We start from the raw sequence: 17,792 nt of genomic DNA, 5'->3' as shown, positions 1-17,792 counted from the left end.
CTGTGAAACCATTAAGAATATAAAGATACGCTTATTTTGATTTCTTAAATTGATAGTACTTACTATACTGGCTAAATTCCAAATTGATCCGTTTCAATCCATTCCATACTTAAAAGCGACCAAAAATCAGATGCAATTTTATTCAAAACATAATCATATGGCAGCCAGCCATAGCCTTGATCACCCCAGTTGACTCCCCAAGAATTACGGATCAGTAATGCTCCTGTCGTTTCTTGATTATATGTAGTATTTTTAATTTTTATCGTATCGTCATAACCGATTGCGACAATGGCATGCCCCCATTGTGCTTGTTCATCTGAACCTGGATAAGGAATTCCTCCAGGAACGTTTGACTGCGTAAATGAATTAAAACCATAAAAACCAAACATTGATGGAATACCAGATGCAATATACTTCTTTACGCTATTTAATACTTCAGCAGGAGATTTATTCATACCTAATGCATCATGACAAAAGTATTGCAACGCTTCATAGTTGTCTGCTACTGCATATACAAAGGAAGACGGCTCTTTATCAAAGTCTGGAGCTTTATCTGTATACTTCCAGTAACTTTCTGACGGTACACCGCAGAGTACTAACGCTCCCATGGTATCCCGCAAATAGGAACCTTTATCTCCAGTCACGCCTCTCAAATTTCGAGAATTTTTGTAAATAAAAAGCCGAGAGGCTTTAATGTGATTCGTAAAAGATCGATTCTCAAAGTATTCAATGATACCTGCAGCGGCGTGTGCAGTACACGCTCCCAGCGTACCTTGATCTTGAATTTCAGAGCACCATTGACGCAAATCTACCTTAGAAGGCAGCGGTACTCTTTCTGATAAACCCAACTTTTGCATGACTTTTTCCAACTTCGGATGCATCTCCGTATAATCACGCAAATCAGGTAATGGCGGCAACCATCCTGTACCTACTATTTTATTGTCGGAAAGTACTGCTTGATGATTCATAGTGATACCTCCTAAATTTTATATGATTTTTATCATAGGATTCGATAACGGTTTCACAGTGAATATACAATAACATGCAAATAATCATAAATAATCTTCAAACCAGAGCTTAGCGAGTATCCGTGTACTGAAACTCTTATCTTATTACTTATCTTCGCTTTATAATTTCCTTTTCCTCCCAATTTTAGGATTTTATTTTATTTTAACTCATAACTAATACGGCTCAGCCGGCAGCATACTCACTGCTGGCTGAGCCTTATTTCTCACATTTTTTACGATATACAATTTAGCAGCACCCATAATCTAACACTATCATTTCTATGATTGGAATGATAAAAGGAGTGCCGCCCACACTAGCTAATTAAGGTAAATACGTAATCACTTCAGGCGTTATGCTTAAATATTCGGGTCCTTCCTCTGTCATCACGAAGCTGTTTTCTGTGCCGATTGCACCTTCTGGGAACACAAACTTTGGTTCAAGAGCAAAAGTCATTCCTGGTTGAATCGGTGTCTTAACTCCATTGGCAAAAATAGGCCATTCATCTAATTCTAATCCGATACCATGACCAAGAAATTTTACCTGATTCTCCTTGTATCCCATAAAATGATCCTTGTAACCCATTTCTTCCGCCAATTGTAACGCTAATAAATAAGAATCTTCAGCGAGAGATCCCGGCCGTAATGTTTTTAGAACTTCAGCTTGAATTAATACTGCGTCCGAAAATGCCTTTTCCATGCGAGGCGTGAGTTCGCCGATGCAAAAAATTCGGGTTTGATCACCGGTATAGCCTTCAATGATACAGGTATAATCGACATAAACTGCCTCATTGCGAGCTATCTTTTTCCACCCAGCTCCTTGAGGATTGGATGCAGCAACTCCCGTACCGCCTACTGGTCCATCAAAATAGCTGGGATAAAACCCACTGCCGCCACTGCATACATTTCCATAGAAAAACTCCTGATTAAAACTTCTCATTTTACAGCAGCCAGAATAGCCCCTCTTGCGTAACTCTGCTTCAAATAATGCAGCAACTTCAATCTCAGGCATGCCTTCCCGTAAAAAAGTAGGTATTGTTAAAAAAGCTTGATCAGCAACCCGCAAGGAGTTACGGATACGTTCTATCTCAAAAGGCGATTTAATTGCTCGGATTTCTTTAATCGCAGGCGAAATATCACGCAACTCGGCCTGAAGAAATATCTTTTTATAGGCCTGATAGAGGTTAAAAGATAATACATCTAGCTCCATTCCTATATTGGCAAATGCTGCATAGCCAAAGGAAGCAAGTATTCCAGGAATTTCCCTTGGATGTTTAATCGGTACAATATTTTTTAGTGGTGATTCCTCTCTCCCGCGCTGCAAACTCTTTTTTACCATCAATACCGGGTCTCCACTTACCGGAATAAATAAAAATGAGTTTTGCACTGTGCCAGTAAAGTAAAACAGATCACTATTTAATAAAATAATAGCTCCATCTAATTCTTGTTTTGCTAACTTATCTTGAAAATGCTGCGTTCTTATTTCCAGTTCAGTTGTTAAGATATGATTCATGTGCTGTCACCCTTTCTCTATTTTACTATCTATGTCGATATTCTACCTCAATAGCTATGTTACGTAAATTATTTATTTACCTATAGTACTATTCTAGCACCATAGCCACCTTACAAACAAAATCCTGCAAGTGATTCATTAGTATCTGTATCCCATACTGTTGCATTTACATTCGCTACATGGAACAAGGAAACTGCTGCCACATCCCATTGCATGAATTTTCCAGGATAATAAGCGCATACCACGGCAGGAAATCATCGATTATTAACGAAGCAATGTATATTATTTAATATCAATTTTCTATATTATTTGGAGGAAATAATGCTCGAAACTTTAACTCAACTTCTCACGGCAATAGGAAACCCTATTCAAAATGGCGGATTTAAAACACATTTGATCGTTTTTCTCATTAGTTTAGCATTAGGCATTGTCATACTTCGGGTGGTATTTTCTAAGCTACTTAAAATAATTGCAAGAAAAACAAAAATCTCTCATTCCCTGCTGCAGCAAACATTTAAGGGAATACCAACGTTGCTGGGTATTCTCATTGGCCTTTACGCTGTCATGGAAATCCTGACGATTCCGCCGCATCCGCTGCTATTTCTCCAAAGATTATTTCACGCCATTGTTATTCTTTCTCTGACCCTTATGGTCGCCCATCTGGGCTCGGGATATCTTAAGCATAAATTGGGGAAAACATCTGAGAATTTAGCATCTACTTCGATTTTAGCCACGGCAATCGACCTGACTGTTTACGCCATTGGCATATTAATTTTACTTGAATCTTTCGGAGTTTCAATCTCTCCGTTAATCACCGCATTGGGTGTCGGCGGCTTGGCTACGGCTTTGGCTTTGCAGGACACTTTGGCAAATTTATTTTCCGGCATCAACATTCTTGTGTCTAAACAAATTAAAATGGGCGATTTCGTTAAACTGTCGACTGGTGAAGAAGGTCATGTAGTGGACATGAATTGGCGCAATACCACAATCAGAACTCCCACTGAGAATATGGCTGTTGTTCCCAACAAACAAATTGCTTCATCGATTATCACTAATTATGCCCAGCCCTATGCTGAGTGCTCTATTTCCATTCCCATAGGCGTCAGTTATGGAAGTGATTTGAATCTTGTGGAAAAAGTTACTGTCGAGATTGCTAAAAGAGTTCTTCAGGAAATTGACGGAGGAGTCAAAACTTTTGAGCCCTTAGTCCGCTACGGCAGTTTTGCAGGGTCGAGTATTAACTTCAATGTTATCTTACGGGTAAAGACTGTAACGGATCAGCAGCTCATTTGCCATGAATTTATCAAGAGAATTTATGAACGTTACCAGCAGGAAGGGATCATAATACCGATCCAGAAATAAACGGTCTATTGCTTTTCTACTGGAAATTAAAACGCAGCACCCCATCATCTACCTGGCACTAGATGATGGGGTGCTGCTCCTCTACGTCAACAGAATCATAACCAAATTACCGGATCCTATTGTCCTATTAAACTACGATTTCTAGACTTTTTACTATATGTTATTTTGCTGCTAGAATGTTTTAGATGAATTCGCTCCCAATTCCCGTTATTTTTTTTAATGTTTCAGCTAAAATATCAAAATACTGTGAGGGCAAAATGCGTCGTTGAAAGATCAAAACCGTAGCTATTGTTTTTGTGGGCTGCTCAATTGGTACTGCATGCAGCAATCCCGATTCAACGTGTTTTTTAACTGCGGAAAGGGGCAGCAGAGAAATGCCGACTCCCTCTGTAATACCATTTAATAAACTTTCAGGTGTACCATATTCTAGTATTTTAGGTGGTGTAATTGCTGCATCGGTCAAAAAAGTTTCTAAAACTTTTCGAAAAGCACATGGAGATTCGTGTAATAGTACGGTATGGTTTGCTAATTCAGAGATACCTTTTATTTTTTCTTTCTCATGAGAAACCAGTACCAGCTCCTCTTTAGCAACTCTTAATTCCATTAAATCAGAATGATGTATTGGACCGGTCACAAGAGCAAAGTCCAGTATATTATTTTCTACTGCGGCAATTAAATCATCACTATGCTTTACCATTACAGAAACATTAATAGAAGGATAAGCCTCTAAAATATATTTGACAATCGACGAATGATAAGCTAAGGAAATAGTCTGCGCAATCCCCAAAGTGAGCTTACCTTCTGGCAATTGAGGATTCTTTATTGACTGCTTAGCCTCTGCAACCAGAGTAATAATTTTCTCACTATATTCAAATAAAATTTTCCCTGCAACTGTCGGGGTAACTCCCCTAGGATGCCGATACAGTAGTTTAATACTCATTTCATTTTCTAGCTGTTGTATTCTGGAAGTAATGTTGGATTGTACATAACCAAGCTCATTTGCCGCTTTCGTTATAGAACCTTGGGACACTACCTCACGGAAAATCGTTAAATCAGATAATTCCATGATCTATATCCTCCCTAATTTTCTTATCTACATAGTACCATTTTTTCATTTAAAATCATCATCATTTTTTTTGATGCCGCCATCTTGTTTATTCATTTTTCAATTTACAACATCAAAGTTATAATTAGCGCAAGAAGCAAATGATTATTAGGAGATGATTTGGATGGAAAACAAGGAATTAACGGATATACTACGAAAGAGTAGTAATGCAGCATGGACTCTAGGACTTTTTGCAATTATCTATGTGATTATCTCTTTATGGGTCATCAATTTAATCCATACATTATTGTTTAGGTAGTATTGGTAAGAGTATTTTCTTACTATTCATTTTCGTATCGTTAAAGCAAACAAAGAAAATCTAAAATCGAAATACTATATAGGAGGAATTAAAATGAAGGCAATGGTAATTCGTAATTATGGCGGACCGGAAGTTTTCGAAGAAGCTGATGTCAAGCGCCCAGAGGTAAAAGCGGGATATGTTCTGGTGAAAGTAATCGCCAGCAGTATCAACCCGATAGAGACAAAAATCCGTTCAGGATTGGTACCAGCGATCACCCCAGCTTTTCCTGCTATATTAAATTCTGACTTTTCTGGCGAAATAGTATCCCTAGGTGAAAATGTTCTCCAATGGAATGTTGGCGATGAAGTCTTTGGCTGTGCTGGGGGTGTTGGCCAGCTTCAAGGTGCATTAGCTGACTACATGTTAGTAGATGCTAACTTAATTGCAAAAAAACCCTCAAATATCGACCATGCTACAGCTGCCTTATTCCCCCTTGTAAGTATAACGGCTTGGGAAGCACTCAGGGAAAAAGTGCAGATTCATCCAGGGGATAAAGTATTAATACAGGGTGCTGCAGGAGGTGTAGGCCATATTGCACTGCAATTAGCCAAACAACTAGGAGCTGTCGTCTATGGAACCGTACGAAATCAAAACAGGCAGCGATTATAAGAGATTTAGGCGCTGACGCTGCTATCTTTACCGAAACAGAGTCCGTAGAGGAATATGTAAATCAATATACCGCTGGTAAAGGCTTTGATGTTATCCTCGATCCAGTAGGTGGCACTAATCTGATCAATAGTTTTAAGGCAGTCAAATACAATGGTTCTGTCTGTACCACAAATGCACGAGTGACTCTCGACCTTGGTCTTATTCATGCCAAAGCAATAAGTCTTCATGCTGTTTTCATGCTAATACCAATGGTTTATAACATTGAAAGAGATCGTCATAGTACAATCTTAAGCACTATAAGTCAGATGATTGAAAAGAATCAGTTGCGTATTAATCGTGATGAAAGGCAATTCTCCTTTGAACAAATCGGTGAGGCTCATCAATATATCGAATCCGGAAAAGCGCTAGGCAAGGTTTCGCTTGTTTACTCATTTTCCCAAAATAATATTTAATATAATTCATAATTGAATATTATTCTGATTCCCCCTATTGACCATCATGTCAAATTTAAGAGAAACTCCCCATAACCTACTTCCTAGCAGATTATAGGGAGTTTTGAAGAAACACTTAAACTCTAAATTGAGCGATAATAGAGCGAAGTTCTTCAGACATTTTGGCTAACGCTTCACTAGATGCCGCAATCTCTTCCATTGATGCTGATTGTTCTTGAGCCGATGCAGAAACAGTCTGAGTGTATTCTGCTGTCTTACCGCTTATTTTATCGATTTCTTTAATAGAGGTAACAATTTGCTCACTGCCACCTGCTACCTGCTGAATTGCAGCAGAAATATCCCGGATTTGATCGGAAACCTGTTCAATTAAATTCAATATTTCCCCGAAAGCCTTACCTGCTGTATGAACTACTTCTGAACCTCGCTTGACTTCATTCGTCCCTTCGGCCATTACGTTAACTGCTTTTTCAGTATCACCTTGAATTTCGCCAATTAGCACTGCAATGTGTTTTGCTGCATCTTGAGATTGTTCTGCAAGTTTACGAACTTCTTCCGCTACCACTGCAAATCCTCTGCCTTGTTCACCAGCACGTGCCGCCTCAATTGCAGCATTCAATGCCAAAAGATTTGTTTGACCAGCAATTCCAGAAATAGTATCGACAATTTGACCGATTTCTTTGGAACGATTGCCAAGTTTTTCAACTACCTGCGCTGAGTTGGTCACAGTCATCTCAATATTTTCCATCTGTTTTGTCGTATCTTCGATTGCCTTGCCACCATTTTGAGCAGCAAGTGCAGTTTTTTCAGCAGTAGCTGCGACATTTCCAGAGTGAGCAGCTACCTGCTGAATACTAGCAGACATCTTTTCAACAGCATCGGCTGCAGCATCTACTGCTTGCAGCTGAAATGTACTGCCTGAAGATACTTCCGTTATTGTTTCAGCTATTTGATTGGCAGCTACAGAGGATTGCTCTGCGCTTGCCGTGAGTTCTTCCGAAGATGCTGCCACCAGCTCTGCTGAAGTAGCAATTTGTTGAACCAAGCTGCGTATTTTTTTTGCCATAGTGTCAAAATGAATCCCCATAGCATCTAATTCGTCTTTGCCTTCTGCACTCTGCTCTGCTGTCATACCTAGAACAGCCACTTGTGAAGTTAAGTCACCAGCTGCAATTTTCTCAATTGCTTTATTCAATCTTACAATCGGCTTCGTTACATTCCTTGAAACTAGAATACCAAAACCGCAAGCCACAAGAAGAATCAAACCAATTGTAATGAGTGAGGCTCGTATAAAGGGAGCTAATTTTACAAGAATTTCTTGTTCCGGTACATTAATCCCTAAGCTCCAATGAGTCCCTGGAATGGGAGCATAAGCGATGTACTTCGTAATGCTGCCGTCTACGTAATTACCAGTACCACTCTCTCCATTTATCATTTTATTCATTACACTTTTAAGTTGATCATTTGCATTAGGATCTTTTAGTATGTTCGTTTTCATGATTTGCTCTTTATCGGGATGAATGATGGTTAAGCCATCACCCTGAATGACATAGGCAAAACCGCTTTGTGCAATCTTAATTTCATTCACGCGCGAAATGAGGGCATCAATAGGCACTGTGCCCCCAAGAGCACCGATAATCTGATTATTTTTTTTGATTGGCGCAACCACAGATACTACCAATTTACCGTCAGCCTTAGAAATAATAGGATCGGTCGTTGTCGCTTTGCCAGTTGACATGACCTGTTTAAAATATTCACGATCAGCGATATTTGTCCGATCTCCTGATGTGTGAATGGATTGCCCCCTCGCATCAACAAGCCAAAACCGTGAATAAATCGGATTTCTTTTGGTCTCTTCTTTTAGATAAGCAAGAGCACCCTGTGTGTCTCCATTAACAACACTTTGATTTGTTGCCAGTATCGAAACCTCAATTTCACGAGTATCTTTCCACGCCCCAATATCTTCAGCATAGGCATTTGCGCGATGAACAAGATCTTCCTCAGCATCTGAAACTAGTATACTTTTTGCATTATAGAAATTACATACCCCTAAAATGCTTAATGTTATTAATAGTCCAATTACTAAAACAGCGGTAACCTTTACCTGAATACTTTTCTTCATCCATGTAAACAAATTCATAAAAAATTCCTCCATCCATTTTCACTTCTCGCCAAAATTACCAACTTACTATATTGAGCCTTACCTTATCCAGCTAAAAAAATAGCACCTGCCCAAGGCAAGTGCTAATTAACTCATCACGATTCACTTAATTTATGATTCACTAGCAACCTGGCAATCATAGACAACTCGTCTTTAGACCCATAGCTTTGCGTCCCAACTTTTCAATTGGTTTGCCAAAATATTCTTTTTAATACTTGTTTATTCTACACCCAATAACCTGTTTGGTCAATGCGCATAGAAATGCAACTTTGAATCACAAGGCAGCATAAGAAAGAATCATCTACCTAATGCAGATGATTCTCTTTGCCCATAACCCTCTTTTTAAATAGCTTGTGGGCAGCTTTTATTGGAGAATGGAATCAGAAATATGTCTATTTTGATTCATTCAGTTCTTGATAACTGATTAATTGAATTTGCCTTTCTCGTATGATTTTGCATAATTCATCGCTTTTTAGAGCTTCCATTTCTTTTTGCCATTGATAGCCCCAAGGAAAAACCTGACTCAAGGCTTTTGTACTTTTACCCGGATGTACCATAATTTCTGAAACCCCCTTGGGAAGGTTTACAATCAAATACTGCATTACAGCCTGTGACATTGCTCCTCCGGCAAGCATGCCATAAAAGTGCTGAGGATAATAAAACCCCTGCTTTTGATACTGATATTCAGCAAGACGAGAGCATCCGCTAAGAAATGTTCGCGCGCACAATCGTTTCATGCCAGGTTTTTCTGGTCCCCAAAAGCAGAAAGGTTCTGCTGGTATTCTAACCTTGCTAATTTTAAATTCTTTCGCAATCCGGCAGATGATTTCAGGTATACCTGGCAGTGTGTGGAGATGCTGATGGCTATCTATATGGGTAATCTTAATGCCGCTTCCCGCAACCTTTTGCATTTGGCACCATATCTCATACTCTATGTGCTCTTTTGAGATACGCCCCAGAATATATCTTTGAATGAATTCTCTATAAGAAGAAAAAAACATCCCATTTGAAGTAAGCAGGGTATGAATATTCCCTCTTGCAACCGGGCTGCCTCCAACTAGGGTAAGATGGACGCCAATACCAAGCTTTGGATATTTCTTGGCCAATCCAACAGCATGCTGAAAAGCACTACCGCCTGGCATAATTGTTGTACTGCTAACGCAACCAGCTGCATGGCTCTCTTCGATCCCTTCATTGATTAATTCATGTAATCCAAAATCATCTGCATTAACAATTAATTGTCGCATAAAAATCCTCCATATCTATTTTCATGATAGCTGAATAATGATTTTGTAAAATAAGTATAACAAGCCATTCTGAAATTAATGTGAAAAAGAAATAAAAACGAAGGGCTCCTTCATCTAGAATGAAAGAGCCTTGTTTATAACCCAATTTTATGTGACTGTACACTTGCCAGAGCAGCGCGAATGCTGATACTCTTATATCCAATACGAATCTGCTCATGAATTGATTTTTGCTTCTTATATAGACCGCCGTAAACTGCTAGATTGTCCGAATCGTTCCCCCATCAATGATATGCTCGCTGCCTGTAATATACGAAGCCCGATCAGATACTAAGAAGGCAACCAGTTCGGCTACTTCTTCAGGACGTCCTGGCCGGCCAAGGGGGATACCTCCCAGGGAATTCATTAATTCCTGACACGCACTTAGATAGTCAGTACCTGAACTTTTAGCCATTCGGTGGATGAGTCTCTCAGCGGCTTTAGTTTCGGTAAATCCCGGTGCAACTGTATTAACGCGCACTCCATCAGCTGCCACTTGAGATGCCAGTCCTTTACTGTAGTTTGTTAAGGCTGCTTTCGCTGCCGAGTACGGCATAGTCATACTTCCAGGAAGGCGGCGCTGGATTGACGTGATATGAATGATTACACCAGAGCCTTGTTCCTGCATATAAGGCAACAGTCCACGGTCCAGACGCACAGCAGCGAACAAATTTGCATTGAATGTCTCCTGCCAGTCATTATCATTCAAAGAAAGAGCTCCTCCTGCCGGAGTTGAAGATCCGCCGACATTATTGATAAGAATATCCACACCGCCAAAAGACTCTTGCACATCTTTGAGAATTTTCGTCACCCCCTCTGGAGTGCTGATATCAGCTTGAATAAATAAGTCCGGATCTTGGATATCATTAGGAATGGAACGAGCAGTGGTTATCATCGTTCCTCCTGCGCTTTTAAGACGCTTAACAATCGCTTCGCCAATACCTTTTGTCCCGCCTGTGACTAGAATTTTCTTTCCTCTAAATTCGTTTACATTAAATGAATAATCCATTATTATGTCCCTTCCTTCCTGCTTGCTGCCTTCTAATTTTTACTTGGCAGCCATATTATCCATAGACATCTTCCTATTTTTTATCACTTTTTTACTATACACAAGGTAATTAGACAACTATATGTCATATTAGAATCACTCTTCATAAAATTTATATCGTTCTATCTGCAATAACGAAATCCCCTGTATTGAACTTCAAAAAAAGTTCAATACAGGGGATTTCTCCTTCTTTATTATTTTGCTTTTTCTAGAGAATCGGCAAGAATTTCTGCTATGTCCAATATACGGATCTGTTCTTTTGCATTATGAGCCTTAGTTCCATCTAGAATCATCGTCAAGCAATAAGGGCAAGCCGTAGCAATGGTCTCAGCTTCTGTTTGTAAAGCTTCTTTTGCCCGCACTTCATTAATACGCTGCGAACCATGGCCAGTTTCTTCTTCCATCCAGTTACGGCCGCCGCCGGCGCCACAGCAAAAGGCATTTTCTCGGTTCTGCTCCATTTCGGTCAGATCGATCCCAGGTACTGCCTTAAGGATAGCTCGGGGTGCCTCAAATACATCATTGTGACGTCCAAGATAGCAAGCATCATGATAAACGACTTTACCGTTAAATGAACCATTAACCTTGATATCTCCACACCGGATAAGTTCTGCAAGCAGCTCGGTGTGATGAATCACTTCAAATTTACCTCCAAAATCGGGATAATCATTCTTAAAGGAATTAAAGCAGTGAGGACAGAGAGTAATAATTTTTTTAACTCCCAAATTTTTAAATAATTCCACATTCCCTTCAGCCAAAGACTGGAATTCATACTCATTGCCCATTCGGCGAATGGTCTCACCGCAGCACGGTTCATCGCTGCCGAGGACACCGAAATTTACTCCTGCGGCTTTCAATACCTTAACCAATGCAGCGCTTACCTGCTTAGCACGATTATCATAAGCACCAACGCACCCTACATATAATAGATAATCCGCCTCTTTTGACCAGAGGGGGACATCCAGACCTTTCATCCAGTCGCCACGACTGCTGCGTGGAAGCTTCCATGGATTTCCGCTTTTATAGCAGTTAAAGGCATTGAGCACATCTTTTGGTATTTTCGCTTCGCTCATCACCTTATAACGACGTAAATCAATAATTTTCTGCACATGCTCATTAGAAACAGGACAAGCCTGCTCACAAGCACGGCAGGTCGTACAGGACCAGATAAACTCTTCGGAAAATATACCATCAACAATCATTTTGTCGAGAGTTGCCTGCTCAGCTTCAGTAAACTCGGTTTTATGCTCACCGTCAGCTTTCAACTTCTCCAAAAGCGGTATCTTCTCTTCCATATGGTCCCGCAGCTCAACATGTAGGGCACGGGGATCCAGCGCTTTTCCTGTACGAAAAGCGGGGCATTGTTCCGTGCACCTTCCGCACCTTACACAGGTATAGGTATCGAAAAGCTGCTTCCACGTAAATTCTTCTAATTTGTTGACACCAAAAGTTTCCGCGGTCTCATCTTCGAAATCAACAGTTGTCAATGAGCCTTTAGGACGCAGTGTATGCCAGATCGCATTAACTGGTGCAAATGCCAAATGCAGATGTTTGGAACCAGGGATTAACAGCCCCATTAAGCCCATCGCCAGAAAATGCATCCACCAAGCTCCGTTTGCCAGTCGTTGAAGGGTATCGGGTTCATTTCCCACCAGCAATCCCGATACCAAATTGCCAAAAAAAGCTGCACTTCGAATACCAGCATTTTCTCCAAGAGCAAAATTAGCACCATTATACAAAAGGTCCCCGGTTACGATAAGACTGATCAATCCAAGAATGACAAATGCTTCCGTAGAGTTTTCTATGCGTTCTGGCTTCCATACTGTTCGTCGGAGAACTGCTACGATAACACCAATATAAACCAGCAGTAGAAACAATTCCTTCAACCCGATAAAAATGAGATTATCACCAATGAACGGTACCGGAATGCCAAATAACCCCTCCACTGCCAAATTAAATGCACCAAAACCAAGCACGATAAACCCCCACATGATCATAACGTGAGACAAACCAGAAATCGGATCCTGCAGCACCTTGTCCTGACCTACGACATTTGTCAGGAAATATTTCAGGCGATCCCCAATTCGGTCGTACCTGTTATCGGGTTTCCCATGCAGCGTATTTCTATACCTGCGATAGATCATGTACGCCATGAAACCAAAGGTACTACACATCCAGGCTAAAAAGATGAGTATTTTTACCATAATAATCTGCCTCCTTTTCTTTTTTTATATGTACAATATCAATACCTTTATATTTATTCCGAATAAACAAAGTAAATGACTTATAATTATATTAAAAGTCCGAATATTTCGACTTTTTATGTAATCAAAGATACTCTATCGTTCATCATAACCAGTACATAAAAGAAAATGGCAGTTCATTCACGTTCAACACTACATCAAATACGAAAAGAAAGTCTATTAATCCACTAATAAGCCAGATTAATAGGTATCTTCTCTTCGATAATGCTAAATCCTTCTAGATTTTTACATAATTTGAAAGTTTCTTTTCTCCTTTGATGTAAAGTATGCATATTATGTAATATAGTCTATAGCAATTAAAGGAAGGAAGAATTACTATGCAGCCAGATTGGCTATATTTCAAAACCATAGCAAAGGAAAGTGGCAAAATGGAACAATCTACAAGGCAGATGATCTTTGGTGCTATCAATGTACCACTGGCTATCTTTTGGTCTAATCCAGATATTCAATATCGAAAAATCAGCTTATCTGCTGCTACCAATCCTGCATCCTGGTCACAAAGTTTGGATGTACAGCAAAGACTGTGGCTAGTGAACAAAGTAAATACGATGGCAATCTATGGAGAAAAAGTCACAATACTAGATGGACGAAAGAACTGGCTGCAAGTAGCCGCAATGGCACAACGCACCAAGGATAACAAATGGGGTCAAGCCGGGTGGGTACCAGAGGATCAGATCAGCTATAATACTACTTATCTCACAGAGCAATCCTGCTTACCACAGGCTGTAGTAATGGTACCAAAGACAGCGTTATTTTGGGATACAACGTGTTGGACCCAGCCCATTAATGAACTCAGCTTCCAAGTCCGATTACCTATCCTTTTGGAAGGGGAATCGATTTTTAAAGTTCGCCTGCCAGACGGCGGAACAGGCCATGTCTCCCGCTTAGAAACCAAAAAAGTCTCTGAACTTTTCTTTTCCAGAGAATGCATTGTGGCACAAGCCAGGCAATTCTTAGGGCTGCGCTATTTGTGGGGCGGCACGTCATGCTATGGCTTTGATTGTTCTGGCTATACCTTTCGTCTCTATCAGTCTCAAGGCATATCTCTATATCGCAATTCTAGGCAGCAATCACAAGAAGGCATCCCAATTGAGGAAAATAGTCTCTTGCCTGGTGATCTAGTTTTTTTTGCTAGCCAAGGAGGAAAGGGCAATATTCACCACGTAGGCATGTGTGTGGGAAATGGCATCATGATACATGCTCCTCAAAGTAGATCAGAAATACAAGAGAGTCGCTTTGATATTGGTCACTACCAGGAAGAATACTGGGGTGGCAGACGTTATGTCTATTGTTGAAATGATCTCACAATTAACAATACATCAGACGCGGGGAAAGATTGTTTTATTTTTTACTTTTATCGAGCTTTTTTTACATTTTTTGATATTACACTACTTGCCTAAGAGGTATTTGCTGCTTTGATATCGAACTATAATAACAATATTTGGGGAGGTGGCGAGATGCAACGTACTAATGAGGAAATACTTGAGGCGTTCAAAATAGTTCTTCCGTACTTAAACAAAATTGTCCGAGAAGATATGGCGGTTGGATTGACAAGTGAAACGGAGTATTTATCCTACTATCGTGCAAAAGAATTTGAGCTTGATTTACCTACAGGCAAACCAATTAAAGGTATTAGTACCATCGAAGATTGCATTAATACAGGTAAAGATACGCAGATATTCCTCCCGAAGTATATGGCCGCACGATAAAAACTATTTTTACTCCTATTTATGGCGTAAACAAAGAGATTATTGGAACGCTAAGCTCTGGTATCGACTTAAATGATAGTCTTAAGTTAGTAGACACTGTTGAAAAGTTAGCTAATTCAACTGGACAAGCTTCGACAAGTGTTGAGCAAGTTGCTCGAAGTGCAAGTGAATTGGTAAGTGCCGGGCAAAAAGCAATTCAACTGGCAGCAGATCTGACTAAACGAAACGAAGAAACCGTCCAAGTTATTAGTTTCATACGAACGATAGCACAACAAACCAATCTTCTTGGATTAAATGCAGCCATTGAAGCAGCCAGGGCTGGAGAACAAGGCAGAGGATTCGCAGTTGTAGCTGAGGAAGTCAGAAAACTTGCTGATCAGTCTCAAGATGCAACAAAGAAAATACAGGCAACATTACAAGAAATGAGTAAAGCTGTTTCCGACATTTATAAATCAATTGAAATTACTAGCTCTGTTAGCCAACAGCAGGCAGCAGCCACACAAGAGATCGCTGCGAATTTAGAAGAGATTAATAAAGGTGCTCGCAGCTTGGAAGATTATGTAGAGCGTTATAAGTAACTTTAAAAGGAGCTAATGGGACGGTTTTATGGTCCCACTAGCTCCTTTTTTCCCTACTTTCCAGCGCTTACTGTTCTATAGATGTTATATATTATCTTGCCACGGCAGAAGTCAGTTAGAATCTTTTCACGCGCACTATTATTGAATAGGGATATTGCCTTGTTTAGGCAATGTTCTGTCTGATTTCACCAAGGTAATGGTAAGTACACCATGATCAAATTTGGCATTAATTTTATCTTCTTGAATGTTGTCTATATAAAAATTCCGCTGAAACTGACCAAATCGCCTTTCCCTGCGGACATAATCTTTTTCACTTTTCACTTCTTGCATTTCATTTCGGTTTGCACTAATTGTTAAATAATTATTTTCATAATACAGACTTATATCCTCTTTATTGATACCAGGCAAATCTGCTTCTAGCACATATTGATCTTCATTTTCTCGCAGATCTACTCGAAATGAGCTAGGGAAATTATTTACACTTTCAAAAAGTGCTTGAAAATCATCTCCTAAAAAATTTCTTGCAAACTTACTCAGCGCATTTCTTTGATGTCCATAATTTTGCCTATAAGGTCTTAAACCAAACATAATGATTTTGTTCCTCCTTTCTATTTATATCATTACTAGTATGCTTAAGCTCCTTTTATTTTATTCGATGTTCTAGTTGCTGCCTAGTCAAATGTCATCACACTCTTTTAGCTATTGTTCTTACATCATTTTTGTAATTCTAGTAGTAATAAATGATATCTATCAGTGATTCAAATAATAATAATTCCATCCGTTATCACTCTTTATCAGTTTAGGCTTGAAATTATCTGTTTCTACTAGAAACAGATTTTTTTGCGTATCAGGTACTACAATTAGACTATTTGAGGACTGCGCCATAAAACCGACTAGCCCTTGGATCGGCATGGTATATTTACTTGACCAGTCCATCTCTCCAGGCTGGTGTAATGGCAGCACACTTGATTTTTCAATCTTTACTGGGATATTGCCGCTATAAAACACTTCAGATGTGCTATAAAACTCATACATGCCAATCTCTCTTTTTCCCATGCCAGCAATGCTTTCTGCAATCTCTTTTCCTGATCGGCTTTGAGCCATAGCGGGAAACACAAATAGGCAAAGTATGATATATGCTCCTAATTGACACCAACAAAGCAATTTGAAAAAATCAGCTGCCGTACGCCGATTTGATCTATAGAAAAATAGCAGCAGAAGTAGCAGCAGACTACCAACTGTTATGATAAGTCCTAATCCCGCCAGATAACGATAAGCCACGATCATATATACTAACAGCAGCAATACGAAAGGAACCACTGCCCAATAGACAATTGCCGCCTTCTTGCCTTCTGCAAGCATTTTCTCAAGGTGGATCGCAGTTATAATTGACACCGGAAAGACAATAGGGAATGTGTAGGTCAAATATTTGGTAGCCATTAGTGAATAAAAGCCAAAGTAGGCCGCTGTCCACAAAAAAAGAAACAGCAGCAGCGGAGAGGATTGAGACCTAAAGTCCCTACATCCCTGTATCAATGCTTTTATGGCTAAAGCAGACCAAGGCAGCATACTGAGTATAAATACCGCAATATAGTAATAGCTCACATTATCCTTTGGATGTTCTGAAACGGTTGCTCGAAGATAATTGTGTACGCCGAAAAAGCTATTGATAAATTCTGTGCCATGCATGGCATACATCGCAGCATACCAGGGCAGCGCCACAGCTGCAAAAAGAAAAATCCCCGACGGTATGAACCATTCTTTTCCTTGAGACCACTTACGCTGCACAGCTATAAAAACCAATATAACTAGACCAGGCAGCAGAACACCGATCGGCCCTTTTGTCAATACAGCTAGAGCCATGCTAACATATCCAAACTGATACCATCTCTTCTTGCTGCCATCTAGATTCACATACCCCAGATAAAAAAATCCTAGGGCTGCACAATTGAATACAAAAAACACCATATCTGTAACAATCAGCTTTGCCAATACAATATATTCAAACGAGGTCCCCATAACTAAAACTGCTAAAATAGCTACCCTTGGTTTAACGATTTTAAGCGTAAACCAATACATTAGCACTAGACCAACAGAAGCAAAAAATGCAGGTGGAATTCGTGCCGCCCATTCGGAAAACCCAAACAGTTGAAAAGCTATGGCTGTAGTCCAATAGAAAAACACCGGCTTATCAAACCAGATATTCCCATATATCCTTGGTGAGATCCAATCTGCTGACAGCACCATTTCTTTTGCTGTAAGGGCATAGTTGGATTCAACGGGATCGGTAATAGGCATCATATGACTGAAAAACATATAAAAGAAAAAGGAAAGTAGGAATATTCCCAAGTACTTTTGCTTAGAATGTATCAAATCAGTTATGACATCAGATGTTTTTACATTCAT

The 17,792-nt window shown here is 39.8% G+C and carries 16 protein-coding genes and 1 riboswitch; of the genes, 7 read left to right on the top strand and 9 right to left on the bottom strand.

The genetic code is table 11. The features are described from left to right. Positions 1 to 71: 71 nt before the first annotated feature. On the bottom strand, positions 72 to 968 hold the full coding sequence (locus BMZ99_RS14595; protein WP_090938680.1) for a C1 family peptidase: 897 nt from the start codon (positions 966 to 968) through the stop codon (positions 72 to 74). Positions 969 to 1,329: 361 nt separating this feature from the next. After that, positions 1,330 to 2,517 carry a M24 family metallopeptidase gene (locus tag BMZ99_RS14590; RefSeq protein ID WP_090938676.1) on the bottom strand — a complete coding sequence of 396 codons (1,188 nt, stop codon included), beginning with the start codon at positions 2,515 to 2,517 and terminating at the stop codon, positions 1,330 to 1,332. Positions 2,518 to 2,838: 321 nt separating this feature from the next. On the opposite strand from BMZ99_RS14590, the gene BMZ99_RS14585 reads away from it, so the two are divergent. Continuing rightward, on the top strand, positions 2,839 to 3,879 hold the full coding sequence (locus BMZ99_RS14585) for a mechanosensitive ion channel family protein (RefSeq protein WP_245754989.1): 1,041 nt from the start codon (positions 2,839 to 2,841) through the stop codon (positions 3,877 to 3,879). A 181-nt stretch (positions 3,880 to 4,060) separates the two neighbouring features. Here the strand turns inward: BMZ99_RS14585 and BMZ99_RS14580 are convergent, their stop codons facing one another. Next, a complete protein-coding gene (locus BMZ99_RS14580) occupies positions 4,061 to 4,945 on the bottom strand; it encodes a LysR family transcriptional regulator (protein ID WP_090938673.1) in 885 nt (294 codons plus the stop codon). Positions 4,946 to 5,108: 163 nt separating this feature from the next. On the opposite strand from BMZ99_RS14580, the gene BMZ99_RS27405 reads away from it, so the two are divergent. From BMZ99_RS27405 to BMZ99_RS26745, 3 genes are all read left to right on the top strand, one after another. Continuing rightward, on the top strand, positions 5,109 to 5,243 hold the full coding sequence (locus tag BMZ99_RS27405) for a hypothetical protein (protein WP_281246811.1): 135 nt from the start codon (positions 5,109 to 5,111) through the stop codon (positions 5,241 to 5,243). Positions 5,244 to 5,336: 93 nt separating this feature from the next. Continuing rightward, a complete protein-coding gene (locus BMZ99_RS26750) occupies positions 5,337 to 5,894 on the top strand; it encodes an alcohol dehydrogenase catalytic domain-containing protein (protein ID WP_217645092.1) in 558 nt (185 codons plus the stop codon). Continuing rightward, positions 5,783 to 6,346 carry a zinc-binding dehydrogenase gene (locus BMZ99_RS26745; protein WP_217645095.1) on the top strand — a complete coding sequence of 188 codons (564 nt, stop codon included), beginning with the start codon at positions 5,783 to 5,785 and terminating at the stop codon, positions 6,344 to 6,346. The genes BMZ99_RS26750 and BMZ99_RS26745 overlap by 112 nt, the downstream gene beginning before the upstream one ends. Before the next feature lie 115 nt (positions 6,347 to 6,461). Here the strand turns inward: BMZ99_RS26745 and BMZ99_RS14570 are convergent, their stop codons facing one another. The 4 genes from BMZ99_RS14570 to BMZ99_RS14555 form a co-directional block, all read right to left on the bottom strand. After that, the gene (locus BMZ99_RS14570; protein WP_090938670.1) at positions 6,462 to 8,483 is read right to left on the bottom strand and encodes a methyl-accepting chemotaxis protein; all 2,022 of its coding nucleotides are present in this window, start codon (positions 8,481 to 8,483) and stop codon (positions 6,462 to 6,464) included. 141 nt (positions 8,484 to 8,624) lie between these two features. Further along, positions 8,625 to 8,710: riboswitch (cyclic di-GMP riboswitch) on the bottom strand. A 186-nt stretch (positions 8,711 to 8,896) separates the two neighbouring features. Next, complete coding sequence (locus BMZ99_RS14565; RefSeq protein ID WP_090938667.1) at positions 8,897 to 9,751, bottom strand: ChbG/HpnK family deacetylase; 855 nt, start codon at positions 9,749 to 9,751, stop codon at positions 8,897 to 8,899. 256 nt (positions 9,752 to 10,007) lie between these two features. Further along, on the bottom strand, positions 10,008 to 10,796 hold the full coding sequence (locus BMZ99_RS14560; protein WP_090938664.1) for an SDR family oxidoreductase: 789 nt from the start codon (positions 10,794 to 10,796) through the stop codon (positions 10,008 to 10,010). A gap of 233 nt (positions 10,797 to 11,029) precedes the next feature. Then, on the bottom strand, positions 11,030 to 13,039 hold the full coding sequence (locus tag BMZ99_RS14555; protein WP_090938661.1) for a (Fe-S)-binding protein: 2,010 nt from the start codon (positions 13,037 to 13,039) through the stop codon (positions 11,030 to 11,032). 377 nt (positions 13,040 to 13,416) lie between these two features. Here BMZ99_RS14555 and BMZ99_RS14550 point away from each other — a divergent pair, with 377 nt between their 5' ends. From BMZ99_RS14550 to BMZ99_RS26735, 3 genes are all read left to right on the top strand, one after another. After that, a complete protein-coding gene (locus tag BMZ99_RS14550) occupies positions 13,417 to 14,394 on the top strand; it encodes a C40 family peptidase (RefSeq protein ID WP_245754988.1) in 978 nt (325 codons plus the stop codon). A gap of 162 nt (positions 14,395 to 14,556) precedes the next feature. Next, on the top strand, positions 14,557 to 14,808 hold the full coding sequence (locus BMZ99_RS26740; RefSeq protein WP_217645091.1) for a hypothetical protein: 252 nt from the start codon (positions 14,557 to 14,559) through the stop codon (positions 14,806 to 14,808). Positions 14,809 to 14,978: 170 nt separating this feature from the next. Continuing rightward, complete coding sequence (locus BMZ99_RS26735) at positions 14,979 to 15,386, top strand: methyl-accepting chemotaxis protein (RefSeq protein WP_281246810.1); 408 nt, start codon at positions 14,979 to 14,981, stop codon at positions 15,384 to 15,386. A 138-nt stretch (positions 15,387 to 15,524) separates the two neighbouring features. Here BMZ99_RS26735 and BMZ99_RS14540 read toward each other — a convergent pair whose 3' ends face one another. Together BMZ99_RS14540 and BMZ99_RS14535 are read right to left on the bottom strand one after the other, a co-directional pair. Beyond that, positions 15,525 to 15,974, bottom strand: coding sequence for an Hsp20/alpha crystallin family protein (locus BMZ99_RS14540; protein WP_090938658.1), 450 nt, complete (start codon positions 15,972 to 15,974; stop codon positions 15,525 to 15,527). 162 nt (positions 15,975 to 16,136) lie between these two features. After that, a complete protein-coding gene (locus tag BMZ99_RS14535) occupies positions 16,137 to 17,792 on the bottom strand; it encodes an ArnT family glycosyltransferase (RefSeq protein WP_245754987.1) in 1,656 nt (551 codons plus the stop codon).

This window comes from Pelosinus propionicus DSM 13327 (assembly GCF_900114615.1).
Lineage (GTDB): Bacteria > Bacillota > Negativicutes > DSM-13327 > DSM-13327 > Pelosinus > Pelosinus propionicus.
This window is presented reverse-complemented; position numbering and strand designations above follow the sequence as displayed.

Coding starts and splice junctions, on each gene's coding strand:
- BMZ99_RS27405 (WP_281246811.1), top strand. CDS start 5,109: ATGGAAAACAAGGAATTAACGGATATACTACGAAAGAGTAGTAATGCA.
- BMZ99_RS14560 (WP_090938664.1), bottom strand. CDS start 10,796: ATGGATTATTCATTTAATGTAAACGAATTTAGAGGAAAGAAAATTCTA.
- BMZ99_RS14580 (WP_090938673.1), bottom strand. CDS start 4,945: ATGGAATTATCTGATTTAACGATTTTCCGTGAGGTAGTGTCCCAAGGT.
- BMZ99_RS14595 (WP_090938680.1), bottom strand. CDS start 968: ATGAATCATCAAGCAGTACTTTCCGACAATAAAATAGTAGGTACAGGA.
- BMZ99_RS26750 (WP_217645092.1), top strand. CDS start 5,337: ATGAAGGCAATGGTAATTCGTAATTATGGCGGACCGGAAGTTTTCGAA.
- BMZ99_RS14540 (WP_090938658.1), bottom strand. CDS start 15,974: ATGTTTGGTTTAAGACCTTATAGGCAAAATTATGGACATCAAAGAAAT.
- BMZ99_RS14590 (WP_090938676.1), bottom strand. CDS start 2,517: ATGAATCATATCTTAACAACTGAACTGGAAATAAGAACGCAGCATTTT.
- BMZ99_RS14565 (WP_090938667.1), bottom strand. CDS start 9,751: ATGCGACAATTAATTGTTAATGCAGATGATTTTGGATTACATGAATTA.
- BMZ99_RS14550 (WP_245754988.1), top strand. CDS start 13,417: ATGCAGCCAGATTGGCTATATTTCAAAACCATAGCAAAGGAAAGTGGC.
- BMZ99_RS14555 (WP_090938661.1), bottom strand. CDS start 13,039: ATGGTAAAAATACTCATCTTTTTAGCCTGGATGTGTAGTACCTTTGGT.
- BMZ99_RS14535 (WP_245754987.1), bottom strand. CDS start 17,792: ATGAATGTAAAAACATCTGATGTCATAACTGATTTGATACATTCTAAG.
- BMZ99_RS14570 (WP_090938670.1), bottom strand. CDS start 8,483: ATGAATTTGTTTACATGGATGAAGAAAAGTATTCAGGTAAAGGTTACC.
- BMZ99_RS14585 (WP_245754989.1), top strand. CDS start 2,839: ATGCTCGAAACTTTAACTCAACTTCTCACGGCAATAGGAAACCCTATT.
- BMZ99_RS26740 (WP_217645091.1), top strand. CDS start 14,557: ATGCAACGTACTAATGAGGAAATACTTGAGGCGTTCAAAATAGTTCTT.